This window comes from Flavobacterium esculini, from assembly GCF_048284325.1.
Taxonomy (GTDB): domain Bacteria; phylum Bacteroidota; class Bacteroidia; order Flavobacteriales; family Flavobacteriaceae; genus Flavobacterium.
Map to the genome: position 1 here is coordinate 129,561 of NZ_JBLVPI010000012.1, position 17,418 is coordinate 146,978.

The 17,418-nt window shown below is 35.4% G+C and carries 17 protein-coding genes; 8 read left to right on the forward strand and 9 right to left on the reverse strand.

The window, feature by feature from the left end; all coding sequences use genetic code 11:
• Nucleotides 1-7: 7 nt before the first annotated feature.
• Both scpA and ACNQGG_RS11725 read left to right on the forward strand, forming a co-directional pair.
• Nucleotides 8-2,146: a methylmalonyl-CoA mutase gene (gene scpA / locus ACNQGG_RS11720; RefSeq protein ID WP_417964174.1), complete on the forward strand. Its 2,139-nt coding sequence runs from the start codon at nt 8-10 to the stop codon at nt 2,144-2,146.
• Between the two features lie 349 nt (nt 2,147-2,495).
• Nucleotides 2,496-3,029 (forward strand): hypothetical protein, encoded by a 534-nt coding sequence (locus ACNQGG_RS11725; RefSeq protein WP_417964176.1) that lies wholly within the window; start codon nt 2,496-2,498, stop codon nt 3,027-3,029.
• A gap of 74 nt (nt 3,030-3,103) precedes the next feature.
• Here the strand turns inward: ACNQGG_RS11725 and ACNQGG_RS11730 are convergent, their stop codons facing one another.
• The 7 genes from ACNQGG_RS11730 to dapF all read right to left on the reverse strand — a co-directional run bounded on the left by ACNQGG_RS11730 (nt 3,104) and on the right by dapF (nt 7,942).
• Nucleotides 3,104-3,745: a peptidoglycan-binding protein LysM gene (locus tag ACNQGG_RS11730; RefSeq protein ID WP_416856917.1), complete on the reverse strand. Its 642-nt coding sequence runs from the start codon at nt 3,743-3,745 to the stop codon at nt 3,104-3,106.
• A gap of 97 nt (nt 3,746-3,842) precedes the next feature.
• The gene (locus tag ACNQGG_RS11735) at nt 3,843-4,760 is read right to left on the reverse strand and encodes a DUF2279 domain-containing protein (RefSeq protein WP_417964178.1); all 918 of its coding nucleotides are present in this window, start codon (nt 4,758-4,760) and stop codon (nt 3,843-3,845) included.
• 2 nt (nt 4,761-4,762) lie between these two features.
• A complete protein-coding gene (gene mltG, locus ACNQGG_RS11740) occupies nt 4,763-5,803 on the reverse strand; it encodes an endolytic transglycosylase MltG (protein ID WP_417964180.1) in 1,041 nt (346 codons plus the stop codon).
• A 21-nt stretch (nt 5,804-5,824) separates the two neighbouring features.
• Entirely contained in the window at nt 5,825-6,373 is a 549-nt protein-coding gene (locus tag ACNQGG_RS11745) for a GNAT family N-acetyltransferase (RefSeq protein WP_417964182.1), read from the reverse strand.
• 220 nt (nt 6,374-6,593) lie between these two features.
• A complete protein-coding gene (locus ACNQGG_RS11750; RefSeq protein WP_417964204.1) occupies nt 6,594-6,905 on the reverse strand; it encodes a hypothetical protein in 312 nt (103 codons plus the stop codon).
• A complete protein-coding gene (locus tag ACNQGG_RS11755) occupies nt 6,817-7,119 on the reverse strand; it encodes an ORF6N domain-containing protein (RefSeq protein WP_417964184.1) in 303 nt (100 codons plus the stop codon). Before ACNQGG_RS11755 ends, ACNQGG_RS11750 begins: the two co-directional genes overlap by 89 nt.
• A gap of 40 nt (nt 7,120-7,159) precedes the next feature.
• Nucleotides 7,160-7,942: a diaminopimelate epimerase gene (gene dapF / locus ACNQGG_RS11760; protein WP_417964186.1), complete on the reverse strand. Its 783-nt coding sequence runs from the start codon at nt 7,940-7,942 to the stop codon at nt 7,160-7,162.
• Between the two features lie 136 nt (nt 7,943-8,078).
• Between dapF and ACNQGG_RS11765 the strand changes: the two genes are divergently transcribed.
• Together ACNQGG_RS11765 and ACNQGG_RS11770 are read left to right on the forward strand one after the other, a co-directional pair.
• On the forward strand, nt 8,079-9,479 hold the full coding sequence (locus ACNQGG_RS11765; protein ID WP_417964202.1) for a trypsin-like peptidase domain-containing protein: 1,401 nt from the start codon (nt 8,079-8,081) through the stop codon (nt 9,477-9,479).
• Between the two features lie 151 nt (nt 9,480-9,630).
• Nucleotides 9,631-11,073, forward strand: coding sequence for a glyceraldehyde-3-phosphate dehydrogenase (locus ACNQGG_RS11770; protein ID WP_417964188.1), 1,443 nt, complete (start codon nt 9,631-9,633; stop codon nt 11,071-11,073).
• A 155-nt stretch (nt 11,074-11,228) separates the two neighbouring features.
• Here ACNQGG_RS11770 and ACNQGG_RS11775 read toward each other — a convergent pair whose 3' ends face one another.
• Nucleotides 11,229-11,687 carry an Lrp/AsnC family transcriptional regulator gene (locus tag ACNQGG_RS11775; protein WP_416856924.1) on the reverse strand — a complete coding sequence of 153 codons (459 nt, stop codon included), beginning with the start codon at nt 11,685-11,687 and terminating at the stop codon, nt 11,229-11,231.
• 200 nt (nt 11,688-11,887) lie between these two features.
• On the opposite strand from ACNQGG_RS11775, the gene ald reads away from it, so the two are divergent.
• Entirely contained in the window at nt 11,888-13,012 is a 1,125-nt protein-coding gene (gene ald, locus ACNQGG_RS11780; RefSeq protein ID WP_417964191.1) for an alanine dehydrogenase, read from the forward strand.
• A 217-nt stretch (nt 13,013-13,229) separates the two neighbouring features.
• Here the strand turns inward: ald and ACNQGG_RS11785 are convergent, their stop codons facing one another.
• Nucleotides 13,230-14,639 carry an APC family permease gene (locus ACNQGG_RS11785; protein WP_417964193.1) on the reverse strand — a complete coding sequence of 470 codons (1,410 nt, stop codon included), beginning with the start codon at nt 14,637-14,639 and terminating at the stop codon, nt 13,230-13,232.
• 313 nt (nt 14,640-14,952) lie between these two features.
• Between ACNQGG_RS11785 and ACNQGG_RS11790 the strand changes: the two genes are divergently transcribed.
• The 3 genes from ACNQGG_RS11790 (at nt 14,953) to ACNQGG_RS11800 (ending at nt 17,290) form a co-directional block, all read left to right on the forward strand.
• Nucleotides 14,953-15,996 (forward strand): tyrosine-type recombinase/integrase, encoded by a 1,044-nt coding sequence (locus ACNQGG_RS11790; protein ID WP_417964195.1) that lies wholly within the window; start codon nt 14,953-14,955, stop codon nt 15,994-15,996.
• Between the two features lie 127 nt (nt 15,997-16,123).
• The gene (locus ACNQGG_RS11795) at nt 16,124-16,474 is read left to right on the forward strand and encodes a hypothetical protein (protein WP_417964197.1); all 351 of its coding nucleotides are present in this window, start codon (nt 16,124-16,126) and stop codon (nt 16,472-16,474) included.
• A 375-nt stretch (nt 16,475-16,849) separates the two neighbouring features.
• Nucleotides 16,850-17,290 carry a DUF4145 domain-containing protein gene (locus ACNQGG_RS11800; protein WP_417964198.1) on the forward strand — a complete coding sequence of 147 codons (441 nt, stop codon included), beginning with the start codon at nt 16,850-16,852 and terminating at the stop codon, nt 17,288-17,290.
• The last annotated feature ends 128 nt before the right edge of the window (nt 17,291-17,418 follow it).

Genomic DNA, 17,418 nt, shown 5'->3' on the forward strand with positions numbered 1-17,418 from the left:
CTTAAAAATGAAAAGAAAAGATCTTCAACATATTCAATTAGAAAGTCAAAAGTCGAAAGTAGAAAGTGACAATTTACGCGCTAATGCATTTCTCACAGCCGAAGGAATTGAATTAAAACAAACGTATTCGGAACAAGACATTGAGCATCTTACTCATCTTGATTTCGGAGCTGGTTTTGCACCAAATTTACGCGGACCATACGCTACGATGTACGTTCGCCGACCTTGGACAGTGCGCCAATATGCAGGATTTTCCACTGCCGAAGAAAGCAATGCTTTTTATAGAAGAAATCTGGCTGCAGGTCAAAAAGGACTTTCCATCGCTTTTGATTTACCTACCCATCGCGGGTATGATTCAGATCATGAACGCGTAGTGGGTGATGTAGGAAAAGCAGGAGTTGCGATTGATTCTGTGGAAGATATGAAAGTATTATTCGACCAAATTCCGCTGGACGAAATGTCGGTTTCGATGACCATGAATGGTGCCGTTTTACCCATTATGGCTTTCTATATTGTCGCTGCAGAAGAACAAGGCGTAAAACCCGAATTACTTTCAGGTACGATTCAAAATGACATTCTGAAAGAGTTTATGGTGCGTAACACCTATATTTATCCGCCAACTCCTTCGATGAAAATCATTGCTGATATTTTTGAATTCACCAGCAAAAAAATGCCGAAATTCAATTCTATTTCTATTTCAGGATATCATATGCAGGAAGCGGGAGCCACTGCAGATATTGAATTGGCTTACACACTCGCCGATGGATTGGAATACATTAGAACCGGATTAGCAACAGGAATGAAAATTGATGAATTCGCTCCACGTTTGTCCTTTTTCTGGGCGATTGGAATGAACCATTTTATGGAGATTGCCAAAATGCGTGCAGGAAGAATGATATGGGCGAAACTGGTAAAACAATTCGAACCAAAAGATGATAAATCATTAGCATTGAGAACCCATTGCCAAACTTCGGGTTGGAGTTTAACAGAGCAAGATCCTTTCAATAATGTGGCTCGAACCTGTATTGAAGCTGCAGCAGCCGCTTTTGGAGGAACACAATCTTTACATACCAATGCTTTGGATGAAGCAATTGCATTACCAACAGACTTCTCGGCAAGAATTGCCAGAAACACGCAACTCTATTTACAAGAAGAAACTAAAATCACAAAAACTGTCGATCCTTGGGCTGGAAGTTATTATGTAGAAAGTTTAACGAATGAAATTGCCGAAAATGCGTGGAAACTGATTGAAGAAGTGGAAGAACTGGGAGGAATGACGAAAGCCATTGAATCCGGAATTCCAAAACTTCGAATAGAAGAAGCTGCGGCCAGAAAACAAGCAAGAATAGACAGTGGCCAGGATATTATTGTTGGAGTTAATCAATACCGATTAGAAAAAGAAGACCCTTTACAGATTTTGGATGTGGATAACCAAATGGTTCGCAAACAACAACTGGAACAATTAGACCGAATAAAAGCGACCCGAGATACTGAAAAAGTACAAGACTCTCTAAAAAAATTAATCCTTTGTGCTCAAACTGGCGATGGCAATTTACTGGAAATTGCTATTGAAGCTGCTAGGAACAGAACAACATTAGGAGAGATTAGTAATGCGCTGGAAACGGCTTTTGGAAGATACAAAGCACAAATTAAATCCTTTAGCGGTGTGTATAGTAAAGAAATAAAAGATGACAAAAGTTTTGAAAAAGCAAAACAATTAGCAGATGAATTTGCTAAAATAGAAGGACGTCGCCCTCGAATTATGATTGCCAAAATGGGGCAAGACGGACATGATCGTGGGGCAAAAGTTGTTGCCACCGGTTACGCCGATGTAGGTTTTGATGTTGACATTGGTCCACTTTTTCAAACACCGGCTGAAGCTGCCAAACAAGCGGTAGAAAACGACGTGCATATTTTAGGGGTTTCCTCTCTTGCTGCAGGACATAAAACCCTTGTCCCTCAAGTAATCGATGAACTAAAAAAATACGGTCGGGAAGATATCATGGTGGTTGTTGGCGGAGTAATTCCAGCACAAGATTACCAGTTTCTATTTGATGCTGGTGCAGTTGCCGTTTTTGGGCCCGGGACAAAAATCAGTGAAGCAGCTATCAAGATATTGGAAATTCTGATGGAAAGTTTCGAATAAACAGATTCCTTTTATATCAATTTTAAAAACATCAATCGAAAGGTTGGTGTTTTTTTGTACCCGTTTTTCAATCTATATTACAAGTATGTATTCCTATTAAAAAAAGGTTTTTTAGACTAGTTACTTTTAACATAATATACAGAAATAATTAACTTAATGGGCTTAATAAATATGTTAATTTTACTGTAGACAACATATTTTTTAAAACTATTATTAAAATAATTTTTATTTAAAATATTGATATACAATTTATTAACACCATTAATACGAATTTGTAAACAATAGCATTTAGTATTTATTTGTTCATTAAAATTTATCTTATTTAATATTAATTTAAAAACCAAATATCATGAAATCATTACTTATTATTTTGTTATTTTTAGGTTTATGTGTACCATCTTATTCGCAAGATCAGCAGAAAGATAGCGTTAAGGGAAAGATGAAAATCACAGAATTACCACCAGTTGTGATCAAAAAAGCAGGGAAAGATTTCTCAGTCTATCTTCCGGATAATAACCCAGACCAAACCGTGAAAGCTGTAGAAGAAAAATTCATCGCTTATGACCTTGGGAAAGACTTTGAGGGTTTTGAAGAATATCTCTTGGTTATGAGTACCAAAAAAGGGACTTTATCTGCAACTTATGATGAGAATGGAAAATTAATCCGTGTGGTTGAAGAGTATAAAAATGTAAAACTTCCCAGCGAAGTAATTTATTCCATTTACAGAGCTTATCCCGGATGGGCAATAGTAAATGATAAATTTTTATACACACAAGAGGAAGGTGATGTAATCAAAAAACAGTATAATGTCAAGATTAAAAAAGACAATGAAACGGTTAAATTAGTTGTTCGTCCCGATGGCGAAATTATAAAAATGAAATAATACTACTGTCAATAAAGAAGAGGCTGCCAAAAAATATATTTGGCAGCCTCTTTGTTTGAATGAAGTAAAAACTTTTATATGTTTTTTATGCTGGCATTACTATCAGCAACAATAAACGAAGTATCATACCCTCCAAAGGATTTCATGTAACTCCGTATTGAAGTGCCGTAGGCATCCCGGAAATATCTTTTACCTTTATTTTTCAAATATTTTCTTACTGAACCTGCACCGCCAAGATGTGCAGCTGCTAATATTCCGGATTCCGTTATGTAGATTCCATTCATTATTGTGCCTTCGTATTTTTCAATTTCTTTTTTTAATTCCCATTTATTTTTTGCCAAAAGGGCAATAAATGCTTTTTCCTGCATTTCAGGACTATTCAAAAAAGCGGAACTATTATATATACCTATTGATTTTAGCGTCTCAATACCAAACTGGTATTTGCCTAAATATCCGAGTGAATTAATTTTTTTGTATTTGCTTTCGGATTCTCTATATCCGATTGCTTCTTTGAAGCCAATAAAGAAATTTCCAGTAAAAGGGATGTTCAAATTGGTGTAATCTTCTTGTTTTTCAGATGGAAATAAGTAGTGTGATCCATCTTCTTCGTGAACTAGAAACCATGAGTTGGTGTCTAAATTAAAGGGCTTAAAACCCGAGCTTAAAAAGGCAATAATAATTGTCAAACCTGTATAAAAATACCATTTCTTTATCATAAATTGTTTTTCTTCAAAACGCTGTCCCGTTAAGAAATTTCTACGTGCAAATATACGTAAAAAATAATCATACTGATAATCAATGAGTTAAAGTTTACTAAAAATAGATTAAGTGCACTTTAACATCGTTGAAGTGCACCATTTCAATCGTTGGAGCTGGTATTTTTACTGTATTTAAAACTGCAAAAAGAGTCTTTAAAAAGTGTGATTTTGTGTTAATTTTAGTCAAATCTACATCAAAACTCAGGTAAAATTGTCTGTATCTTTGTCTATTTAGAGTCGGAAATTGAGTCTCATTTTGTCTATTTCCGGTTATCATTCCTTCGGCTCCATAACCCAAAGCAAGACTCAACCATTTTGGTATTTTTGAGCCTTTCGCAAAGGAATATAAATTGACCGAGAGCCAATAGGTTTGTCCATTATAATCTTTTAAAATTTGTTCCGCAAATGAATTTCCTAAAACTTCTGGTCTTTGATTTGCATATTGTGTGGTATGAAAAGAAAATTTGGGAGTTATCCGCTGTTCTTTCCACAGTAATTCCTGCGAAACATACAAAGCCGTTCCTGAAGCATTAGCGATTATGTCGCCAGATGAAGCACCCCATTCAGAAGAATATCCATCCATAGCCTCTACAGCTGTCAAAAAAGCAAATCCTAGACCTGCTCCATAAATAAGTTGGTTCTTTTTACTGGCTCCACTCCATTGCACCATTTCGGCACCAAGCCTGCCCAAATGATAAGCGGAAAAAGAATGTCCCAATTTGTCCATTTGAAGCCATTCGGAATTATCATTTATAAAATGAAAATCAGACTTGGGATAATCGGCATACCAAAGTTGGTTTAAACCTACCAAAATCCCCGAAGCCAATACCACTTCAGAGATTACTACGGTTTGTTGTCTTTTTTTATTTAAAGAGTCCGATGGGGTAAGGAAAGTATCAATTGTATTTTGCGAAAAACAGGTTTGATATCCAATCAAAATCAAGAATAAAAAAAGTAGTTTTTTAAATCTCAAAACTATCTTTTTACACCTTGACTGTTTATCCAATCAGAATATTTTTTGGCATTTTTATTGTGTTCTTCTAAAGTAGCGGCAAATTCATGGTATCCAAAACGTTCCACACTCGCACAGAAATAGATGAAATTATTTTTCTCTGGATTTAAAACTGCTTCCAATGCTGTAATATCAGGCATTGCGATAGGTCCTGGAGGAAGTCCAATATTTACATAGGTATTATAAGGAGAACTCATTGTTAAGTCATTATAAAAAACTCTTTTGATTACCTGATCAAAATCATTTGACTTCTTTTTTATCGCATAAATTACTGTTGGATCTGCCTGTAATGGCATTTGAGCTCTTAACCGATTCAAATAAACTCCTGCAATTCTGGGTCTTTCATCTTTTTTAACAGATTCTTTGTGCACTATCGAAGCCAGAATAGTAGCCTCAATAGGGGTTAATCCTTGTTTAGCGGCTTTGGCAACACGTTCCTTATTCCAAAAACTTCTATATTCTTTAATCATTTTATCCCGGAACTTTTCGGCCGAGGTATTCCAATACGTTTCATAGGTATTGGGAATGAACATCACCAAAATATTCTCTTCGGTAAAACCATTTTCTTTCAAAAAAATCGAATCTTTAAATGATGTCAGCAATGATAAACTGTCGGCTTCAATTTGGGAACCCACGCGCCCTGCAAAATTCTCCAATCGTTCCTGATTATTGAAAGCCAATTTTACTGGTACATTTATTCGCAATGTTTTTACCAATTCATAACTATTCATTCCTTTTGTGAATAAGAAACGACCCGGTTTTACATTTGCCGGATAATCTCTTTTACTGGCAACCATTTCAAAACGGTTCATATTTTCGACGTAAGGAGCAATTATTTTTTTGACATCTTCGTATTTAGAATCTGTTGGAATATAAACATAGACTTCTTTATCAGCAAATTTTGTGTTGGCCGAAAAAATCTGACGCAACAAAATAAATCCGTAAATCATTAATACGGATATCAAAACAACGGATGCGATTGTTAAAATTTTTTTTAAGTTCAAAATAATTATTTTTTAAAATTGCTACGCCAGTTCGCTGACGCTCGTGTGATTTATTAATTGAAAAATAGCTTCGTCTTTATAAACGCCGTTAACTAAATTCCAATGTTTTTTTACTCCTATATTTTGGAAACCAAATTTAGTAAAAAGAGCGGTACTTGCTACATTTTCTGTCCCAATATTTGCATATAATTGATGCAGGTTAAGATGATGAAAAGCATACCGAATTAATAACCCTAATGCTTCCGAACCAATATTCTGTTTGCGGTTTTCATTGTCTTGAATTACAATCCCAACCCCTGCCCTATTATTCTTTGGATCAAAATCAAATAAATCGATTAATCCCAAAGCTGGAAAATCCTGATCCTGACAAATGGCCAATCGCAATTGCTTGGCTTCATAAATATCCTGATGCGCATTTTCCAAATATTGCTTTACTAAAAACCGACTGTAAGGCGTATGCGTGTTGCTCACTTCCCAAATACTTTGGTCGTTTTCAATAGCATATACAAACTCCAAATCATTGGGTTCAAGTGCACGAATGTATATATTGTCGCCTTTTAATGTTATCATTTTAAATAATTTAGGAATAATTGCCAATCAATTTATTAAATGTAGTAACAAGTAAAATTATTATCACAATAGGAATAAGTAAATAACCAATTATTGAACGATATTTGTCATAATAATTCATTTTTGAAAACCCACCTTCATAAATTGAGAATAAACCAAAAAACAACAAATAAATAATAACAAAACTAAAATTGACAAATCTACCATTACAATAATCTAATTAATTTTTATAACCTATTTTTTTTCGTGGCTCTATATTATCTTTTTTGTCAATCAATTCGTCGAGATAATTAAAAACCAGTTCAATATTTTTAGTATGATTGGAAAGTTTCTTTTTAATTTCTTCAATTTCTAATTTCAGACTCATAGTATCAGTAAGCATTTCTCTTATTTTAGTAAAGACACGTATGATTTGTATATTGACTTTAATAGCAGTTGGGCTATTAAGAACACTCGACAACATAGCTACGCCTTGTTCTGTAAATGCCATAGGCACATACATATCTTGTATCACCCCAATTTGAGGTGCCAAATTGACTCCTCAAGTTATCAAACTCTTGTGGACTAAGTTCAAACATAAAATCTTCAGGGAATCGTTCTATGTTTCTACGAACTTGTCTTTTTAATTGTTTGGTTTCTACTGCGTAAAGTTCTGCCAAATCTTTGTCTAGCATTACTTTTTGATTTCTTATTAAGTAAATTTTACTACTAATGATATCGTCTGGTATGATAATTAATTTGCTCATATTGTTTATTTGGAGATCATCTCAGTTTTTCTAATTTTAGTTATATCTCAATAGTTCCTTTAAAAACAAACTCAGCCGGTCCTTTCAGGAAAACATTGGTAAAATGCCCATCTTTTTCATCAAAAGACACCACTAATTTTCCTCCTTCAACATTCAAATCTATCGAATTCGCTTTCGTTTCGCCCAATGCATTCATCGCTATGGCAACTGCTGTAGCACCGGTTCCGCAAGCTAATGTTTCGTCTTCAACACCTCTTTCGTATGTTCTTAATGAAAAGGTAGTTTCATCTATTTTTTTTACAAAATTGATATTGCTTCCTTGTTTTCCATACAATTCACCATATCGAATACTCGCTCCGTTTTCTTTGACATTATAGTGTTCTAAATCTTCCACCAGTTGTATATGATGTGGAGAACCGGTATTCATGAATACATAATCCGGAGTGATTTTCACGTCTTCGACATCTATCATTTGTAATGAAACTATTCCATTGTCAGCAACTGAGGCGTGATGTAACCCATCTGTTGCTATAAAAGTAGTATTATCATCAATAACGTTTAGCTTTTTGGCGAAAGCCACTAAACATCTTCCACCGTTCCCACACATGGAACTTTGATTCCCATCTGAGTTGTAATACACCATTTTGAAATCGGTCTCAGGGTCATTTTCTAATAGAATAAGTCCGTCCGCACCTATACCAAAACGCCTGTCACATAAATGGGCAATGAGTTCCGTATTGTCTTTTGGAAAAATCCCCTGACGGTTATCAATCATCACAAAATCATTTCCTGTTCCTTGGTATTTATAAAATTCTATTTGCATTTTCTTTGAATTGAGAAATACAAAAGTACGAACTAATAATGAAATGTTAATCATTGTTAAAGAGCGTTAAACTGTTTTATAAAAAAGAAATTTAACGCTATTTTTACTTTAAAATAATTTAAAAATGAATTCTAATATGAAACGATTTTCAACACTGTTTTTAACATCATTGCTGAGTGGAGCCGTAACATTAGGGGCTTACAAATTATTATTTGACAATGATGGGTATTTTTCGAATAACAAAAACTCAATTACAACCCTCGCTTCTGATGCCTATGGAAAACGCGTGGGATTATCTGCCGAGAATGTTGATTTTACCGAAGCAGCCGAAAAGACCATCCATACGGTAGTTCACGTAAAAAATGTATCGCGTAAAACGGTGAGCAACCCAATGCTTGAATATTTTTACGGCTACGGTGGACAGCAGCAGCAAGAACAAATAGGAACGGGTTCCGGTGTAATTATTTCTGAAGATGGTTATATCGTAACTAATAATCATGTGGTAAAAGATGCTTCGGAAATTGAAATCACCTTAAATAACAAAAAATCGTATAAAGCCAAACTTATTGGAACCGATTCTAAAATGGACATTGCTTTATTGAAAATCGATGCCGACGAAAAGTTACCGTATACTGCTTTCGCCAATTCTGATTCGGTGAAAATTGGCGAATGGGTTTTGGCAGTAGGAAATCCGTATAACTTAACCTCAACGGTAACCGCAGGAATTGTTTCGGCAAAAGCCAGAGATTTAGGAAGCAGCGGCATTCAATCTTTCATACAAACAGATGCAGCGGTAAATCCCGGAAATAGTGGTGGTGCATTAGTAAATACCCGTGGGGAATTAATTGGTATCAACACGATGATTTCTTCCATGACCGGTTCTTATGTTGGTTATTCTTTTGCCGTTCCATCAAATATCGCCCGAAAAATAATCGAAGACATTATGGAATTTGGTAATGTACAAAGAGGCATTCTTGGAGTTGAAGGTGGCGAATTAAACGGGACTGCTTCGAAAGAATTAGGGATTTCCCAAACACAGGGATTTTATATCAAAAACATAACTAAAAATTCCGGTGCCGAAAAATCCGGACTTGAAAAAGGAGACATCATCGTAAAATTAGATGACCAAAATGTAGCTACTTATGCCGACCTTTCCGGGTATATCAATACCAAGAGACCTAATGACAAAGTTCAGGTAACGATTATCAGAGATGGAAAAAATAGAATGATACCCGTAATTTTGAGTAAAAATGAGTTTTTCAGTACCGAATTTAAAGGTCTGGAATTGGAAAACTTAGATGCTGCTGACAAAAAGAAATTCAATTTGGGCTATGGCGTTAAAATTAGATCCATTACCAATGACAATTTGAAACAATATGAAGAAGAACTCAAAGGAAATATTATCCTGAGTATTGATACTATAAAAGCAACAGATATAGAAACAGTCTCTAAACTTTTAGATAAAAAGGACGAAAGTCAAAGTATCCGAATTGAAATGATTAATAAAAACGGAGAAATTATAAAAATTATAATCTAATACTTATAATCTCAAAATGGAAGCCACCTTGTAAAACCGAGGTGGCTTTTTTATTTTAAAAATAAATGATAAAATAGGTTACGAAATCGATTGAAATGGGTAATTTTGCGCAAAATTTAAAAAATCATTAATTTATTTTACAAATTTTCACATGAGCATTACATACGAAAAAGAAGTTTCTTTTCAAGCCGACAGAAGACGTGCAGGAGTAGAATTGATCAAAATCATCAGTGATTTATGGTATGACAAATCAATTGAAATGGTTTTGTTCAGAAATCAATTAATTGACAAAAACGTTAGCGAAATCATCAACTTGCATGAATATGCAGGTGAATTCGTGGGCAAACCAATTTCTGTATTTGATTCTGTAGAAATTGCCAGAGCTGTTTTAGAATTGGATTTACCGCCTTCAAAACTGGATATTGGTAAACTTACTTATGAGTATCGTTTAGAAGATGAAAAATATCCAGATACCAGGCATTTTGTAATTGCCAAATTAAAAGATGCTAAAAAATCTGAAGAAATTCAACCTAAAGATGTCGTGTTATATGGTTTTGGCAGAATTGGACGATTGTTAGCTCGTGAGTTACTTTCGAAAACAGGAAAAGGAAACCAATTGCGATTGAGAGCCATTGTAACCCGGGATAAAAACGATGCAACTTCCCTGGAAAAAAGAGCTTCCTTATTGCGTTATGATTCTATTCATGGCGATTTTCAAGGCTCAGTTGTTGCTGACACCAAAAATAATGCGTTGATTATTAACGGCACAACCGTTCATGTAATATCTGCAAATACACCCGAAGAAATTGACTATACCATTTACGGAATCAACAATGCTTTGGTTATTGATAATACTGGCGCATTCACAAATCATGAAGCTTTGAGCAGACATTTAGTTTCAAAAGGAACCGATAAAGTCTTGCTTACCGCTCCCGGAAAAGGAGTTCCAAATATTGTTCATGGCGTCAACCAAAATGAATACAATCCGGATGAAATCAACATTTTTTCGGCTGCTTCCTGTACAACAAATGCAATAACGCCAATCTTGAAAGCTGTTGAAGATACTTTAGGTGTTGTAAAAGGACATTTAGAAACTATTCATGCGTACACTAACGACCAAAATTTGGTTGATAATATGCATAAAAAATACCGTCGTGGTAGAGCTGCTGCCTTAAATATGGTCATTACCGAAACTGGTGCAGGAAGTGCTGTTGCCAAAGCATTACCCTCGCTTGAAGGAAAACTAACTTCTAATGCCATCAGAGTGCCGGTTCCTAATGGTTCTTTGGTAATTCTAAATCTTGAAGTGAGCAGAGTAACTTCACTACAGGAAATCAACGCCATCATGAAAAAATACGCTTTAGAAGGCGAACTGGTAGAACAAATAAAATATTCATTGAATAACGAGTTAGTTTCTTCGGATATTGTAGGGACTTCGGCACCTTCCATTTATGACAGCAATGCAACAATTGTTTCCAATGACGGAAAGAATATCGTCTTATACATTTGGTATGATAATGAATATGGGTACAGCCACCAAGTCATCCGACTGGCGAAATATATTGCTAAAGTAAGACGTTTCACGTATTACTAACATTTAGGTTACAGGTTGTACGTTGCGATTTTAGTTTTAATTTTAGTTTTTTAATTTTTTGTAGCGCAACCCAACCTGAATTAAATAGAAAATCCGTCTCATTAAATTGAAACGGATTTTTTTGTTTTTTTGATCACAATCTAAATTCATATAATTTAAATCGGTAAAACGGTCGTACTCTTCACTTCCGAAATAATAAAAAAGCTGTTAATCAAGGAAACCTCCGGCAAAACGGATAATTTTTTCTGATGAAAATGATGGTAACTTTCCATATCTGCCAATACAATTTTCAACATATAATCAAAACTTCCCGAAACGAAATTACATTCGACCACTTCGGGTAAATTCAGTATCGCTTGATTGAATCCTTCTGAGATATCATAAGTCTGTTTCACGAGTGTCACTTGGCAATACACTGTCAGGTTTTTACCCAGTTTCTTTTTATTCAAAATAGAAACATACTTTTCAATAATTCCTTCTTTTTCCAAACGCTTTACCCTGTCATGAACCGGTGTCAGCGAAAGGTTGATTTGATTGGCAATATCTTTCAGTGTCAAATGTGCATCTTCTTGAAGAAGACGTAAGATTTTTTTGTCAGTTTCATCCAGTATCATAATTTGTCGATTCTTTTTTTAGGTACAAAAGCAGTTTTTTTTTCTTTTTAGAAATATAAAAAAACTGCTATTCAGAAATATTTTATGCTAAATTACCAAATAAAAAGAATATTTTCTTAATTTAATACCAAATAACAATAATATTTTCTTTATATATAAATTTGTAATGCAATTAAATTCAAACATTTAAACACATCACTATGATAATCGGAATTCCTAAAGAAATCAAAAACAACGAAAATCGTGTTGCACTTACACCTGCAGGTGTTGCCGAATTCAAAAAACAGGGTCATATCGTTTATGTACAAACAAGTGCTGGTGAAAATAGTGGTTTTAGCGACAAAGCATATGCTGAGGCTGGAGCAGCGTTATTGCCAACTATTGAAGACGTTTACAGCATTGCTGAAATGATAATCAAAGTAAAAGAGCCAATCGCTTCTGAATATCCTTTGATCAAAAAAGACCAATTATTATTTACCTATTTCCACTTCGCCTCATCTGAACCATTGACGCATGCTATGATTGAGCGTGGCGCAGTATGTTTGGCATATGAAACTGTTGAAAAAGCAGACCGTAGCTTGCCTTTGTTGGTACCAATGTCAGAAGTGGCGGGTCGTATGTCAATTCAGGAAGGTGCTAAATATTTAGAGAAACCATTAAAAGGAAAAGGAATCCTTTTAGGTGGAGTTCCGGGAGTTCCTCCTGCTAAAGTATTGGTTTTAGGTGGTGGAATCGTAGGAACACAAGCGGCAAAAATGGCAGCAGGTTTTGGTGCTCAGGTAACCATTATGGATGTAAGCTTAGCGCGTTTGCGTTATTTATCTGATGTAATGCCGGCTAATGTTACCACCATAATCTCCAATCATTACAACATCCGTGAAGCAATTGCTACAGCCGATTTAGTTATTGGAGCGGTCTTAATACCAGGAGCCAAAGCCCCGCATTTAATCACTCGTGATATGTTGAAATTAATGGGTCCGGGAACGGTAGTAGTTGACGTAGCTGTTGATCAAGGAGGTTGTATCGAGACTTGTACGCCAACCACACATGAAAACCCAACTTTTATCATAGACGATATTGTACATTACTGCGTGGCAAATATGCCAGGCGCAGTCCCATATACTTCTACATTGGCGCTTACAAATGCTACTTTACCTTACGCGTTGCAATTAGCAAACAAAGGATGGCAAAAGGCATGTGCCGAAAATGAAGAATTGAAAAAAGGATTGAACATTGCCAACGGAAAAATCCTTTACAAAGGAGTTGCCGAAGCTTGGAATCTCCCTTTTCATGAAGAGTTAGTGTTAGAAAACGCAGTTAACTAACATTAAACAAGTGCTTACTACACTAGAAAAACCCATCTTGGTCTCAAGGCGGGTTTTCTGTTTTTATCGTATAAATTAAAGTATTTTGGTCGTCACCCTGCGTAAAAACTTCGGGTCGGGAAATAAAATAAAATATTGCGAAATAATCCCTCATGCAAACCATAAATCAGATTCCAATATTTAGTATCAATACAATCTGAAAACTAAATGCTGCAAACTACTCTTTCGGTTTCGTCATATAATACACCGGTATTCCTGTCAACATAATCAACACACCCCAACCACAAGTAGAAAATTTAGTCAGTAACAAAGAAATACACACCGCCGAAGCAATAACTATGTATAAAAATGGCAGAAAAGGATATCCAAAAGCTTTGTAAGGTCGTTCTACATCTGGCATTTTCTTGCGAAGAATAAAAATTCCGTAAATAGTCAAGATGTAAAAAATCAATACAATGATAATTACAAAATCCAGCAAATCACCATATTTCCCAGTCAAACACAAAACCGAGGCCCAAACACATTGTATCCATAAGGCCCAAGCCGGAACGCTTGCATCATTAAGCACGGCTGCTTTCTTAAAAAACAAACCATCCTTTGCCATCGTATAATAGACTCTGGCTCCTGCCATAATCAATCCGTTGTTGCAAGCAAAAGTCGAAATCATAATCATCACCGCAATGATAATCGTTCCCATATCGCCAAAAGTATATTGTGAGGCCACAACCGCTACCCGATCAGATTTTGCGGTAGCAATTTCGTCCAAAGGAATTACGGCGAGGTACATCAAATTGGTAAGAACATAAATAATCGTAACGATGAAAGTTCCCAAGAACAAACTCAAACCTACATTTCGCTTTGGATTTTTGATTTCGCCGGCTATAAAAGTAACTCCCACCCACGCATCACTGGAAAATAAAGAACCCACCATTGCTGCCGAAATCCCTGTCAACAAAGCCGTTCCTCCTATTGGCATCCAGGAACCGCTTTCAGTATTGAAGGCTCGGGAACTAAAAGCATTTGTCCAATTGGCATTCCAAATTTCTGCTTTGGCAGCAAGAATAAACCCAAAAACTATTAATCCAAACAATGACAAGATTTTAATAACCGTCAAAACCGTTTGCATGATTTTGCTGTTCTTCACCCCGCGACTGTTAATGTACGTCAGCAAAATAATCGTGATTATAGAAACAATTTGCGCTGCGTTGAGCTTGAAAGAACCTATTTCATACAGAATATTTTCGTCACTTAATGGCGGAACCAGATATGCCGCAAATTTTGAAAACCCAACGCCTACCGCGGCGATAGTTCCCGTTTGGATCACCGCAAAGAAACTCCAACCGTAGAGAAAGGCAATCAACTTATTGTATGCTTCCTTAAGATACACATATTGACCACCAGCTTTTGGAAACATAGCGCTCAATTCACCATAACTTATAGCTGCAATCATGGTAATTAATCCCGAAATCAACCAAATCAAAATCAACCAACCTGCTGATCCCACTTGGCGGGCAATATCAGCACTTACAATAAATATCCCCGAACCTATCATAGAACCCACCACAAGCATGGTTCCGTCAAGTAATCCGAGTTCTCTTTTAAAATCTTCTGGTTTTTGGTCTTCCATATTTTTTGGTTTTGGGGTTTTGGTTTTAGTTGGCTAAAGATATACTTTTTTTGGAAATTTAAGAAAATAGCCGAAGAGATGATAAATAAATTAGATGATTGAGAAAGAAAACTATTTATTTGGGCGTGCCCCTCCGTAAAAACTCCGGGTCGTGCTGTACGCTGTATCTTTATTTTCTTAAAGAAAGAGAATAAAGGATGCCGCTTCCATCACTCACGCAAAACAACCCCTTCAATACCACAAGAACCATTGCTACAATAAAACAGCATTTGTTAAAATATTCAGTATCTTTCAATCACAAAATCAACGCTATATGACTTGGGCAGCAAAACTGATAAAACATAAGGGAGAAAATAGAATTGCTGTTTATTTTGAAAAAGATGTTGACTTAATTGCAAGAATCAAACAAGTTGAAGGAGCTCGATGGAGCCAGCAAAATACCGTTTGGCACATTCCGGATACAATTGAAAACAGAGAACGTTTTAAAATAGAACAACTTGCAAATTCGCTCCCTTCCGCCGAGGGAATTGTTCATATAGAAAAATTCAAGCAATGGCTTCGTTCTAAACGCTATAGCGAAAATACCCTTGCCACTTATAGCGAAGCCTTGAAATCATTTTTGGTTTTTTACCGAGAAAAAACCATTTCCGAAATCAATAATGAAGATGTGATTATATACAATAATGACTTTATATTAAAAAATAATTTATCGGCTTCGTACCAAAACCAAATCGTTAACGCTGTTAAATTATTTTTCATAACCATTCGGGAAACAAAAATTGAAGTTGATAAAATTCACAGACCAAAACGAGCCAAACTCTTGCCTAACGTTTTGAGCAAAGAAGAAGTAAAATTGATATTGAATGCCCACAGCAACATCAAACACAAAATGATGCTTTCGCTGATTTATAGTTGTGGGTTGCGCTGCGGCGAATTGTTGGCACTTCAGCCCGTTCATATAGATTCTATAAGAAATATTGTACTACTTAAAAACGCCAAAGGAAAAAAAGACAGAATAGTCCCATTGAGTCCAAAAATTTTAGAAATGCTACGTGATTACTACAAATTATATAAACCAAAAACTTATTTATTTGAAGGGCAAACTATTGGATTACAATATGACGCCCGAAGTTTACAACTAATATTGAAACAAGCGTTACAAAAATCGGGAATTACAAAGCCAGCCACTTTGCACTGGCTTAGACACAGTTACGCCACTCATTTATTAGAAAACGGAACCGATTTGAGATATATTCAAGAATTATTGGGACACAGTAGTAGTAAAACCACCGAAATATACACCCACGTGAGTACAAAAAGTATCCAGCAAATAAAAAGTCCTTTTGATGATTTGTAAGAAAATTTCAATATATTTGAGGAGACATAAAGCGAAACAAACCTTCGCCAATCTACCCATATTTAGGTGTATATACGAAGGTTTGTTTCGCCTATATACTAGTTATGGGCTATTTAAAAAACGAAAAGTGAATAGAAACAATCCTGAAATATTATTCAAAGACTATCTAAAAATATATGTTCTGCCGAAAGACAAAATTATATTTGAAAGTGAATTAGAAAATCAAAAGATTGAATATTATTGCGACATAGAAAACCAACCAATGTTTGAAAGTGGTATTAGATATTTCATACTAGATTCCGACAGAATAAAACTTGATAAAATTTTTACAGAAAACGGAATTATTGCTCATACAGAATCAATTCCAACTGCGGATTATCGAGATGGAAAAAAAGCAATGAAATTGTATCTAAAAGCTAGCGCAATTGTAGTAGGAATTATGGTTTTAATAATGATTATTGAAAGCTTGCTAAAATAAAAATCCAACAATGATAACAGAACCTAGATAAACAGCCCATAACAGCTACTACAACGGATTTGGGCAATTGGCTAGATGGGAAGTGGGTTTTGTATTTGGAATGATTTGGCAAATCCGAAGAATGAGCTTAATTTAGTCCCAAACCCGCTGTAGTAGCGGGACGTTATAGGCAAGTTTAAAACAACAGATATGATACCATACACACCTCCGACATTTGAACTGTCAGCATTTAACTGCCCACATTGTGGAGCATACGCAAATCAATCTTGGGCTATAATATACTATGGCTCTGGCGGCGGAGTGACAGAAATTAAAAGCCTCCATTACTCACAATGTCGTCACTGTCATTCTTATATTTTATGGCATAATCAGAAAATGATTTATCCAGACACGGGAGGAGCTCCAATGGCAAACAATGACTTGCCTGAAGATATTAAAACCGATTACGAAGAAGCGAGAACAATCCTAAATAAATCACCTCGTGGAGCTGCTGCATTGTTAAGATTATGTATACAAAAATTATGTAAATCTCTTGGTGAATCAGGAAAGGACATAAATAAAGATATTGGGAATCTAGTAAAAAAAGGACTCCCTTTGAAAGTTCAACAATCATTAGATATTGTTAGAGTAATTGGAAATGATGCAGTTCATCCAGGACAAATAGATTTAACAGATGATGTTGAAACAGCAACTAAATTATTTGTCCTTATTAATTTTATTGTTGATGTAATGATTACACAGCCGAAGGAAGTAGATAAATTATTTAATTCTTTACCCAAAAACAAACTCGAGGGAATTGCTGACAGAGATAAGTAAAACCTGCCTATAACAGCTAGGTTTTCGTTGCGTGCGCAGCACGAACAATGAAAACCGTGTTGAACGGAACCGGTCACTGGCAGGAACTATGGAGTTATCGTAAAGTCTAGAGAGAGAATATCAAGAGG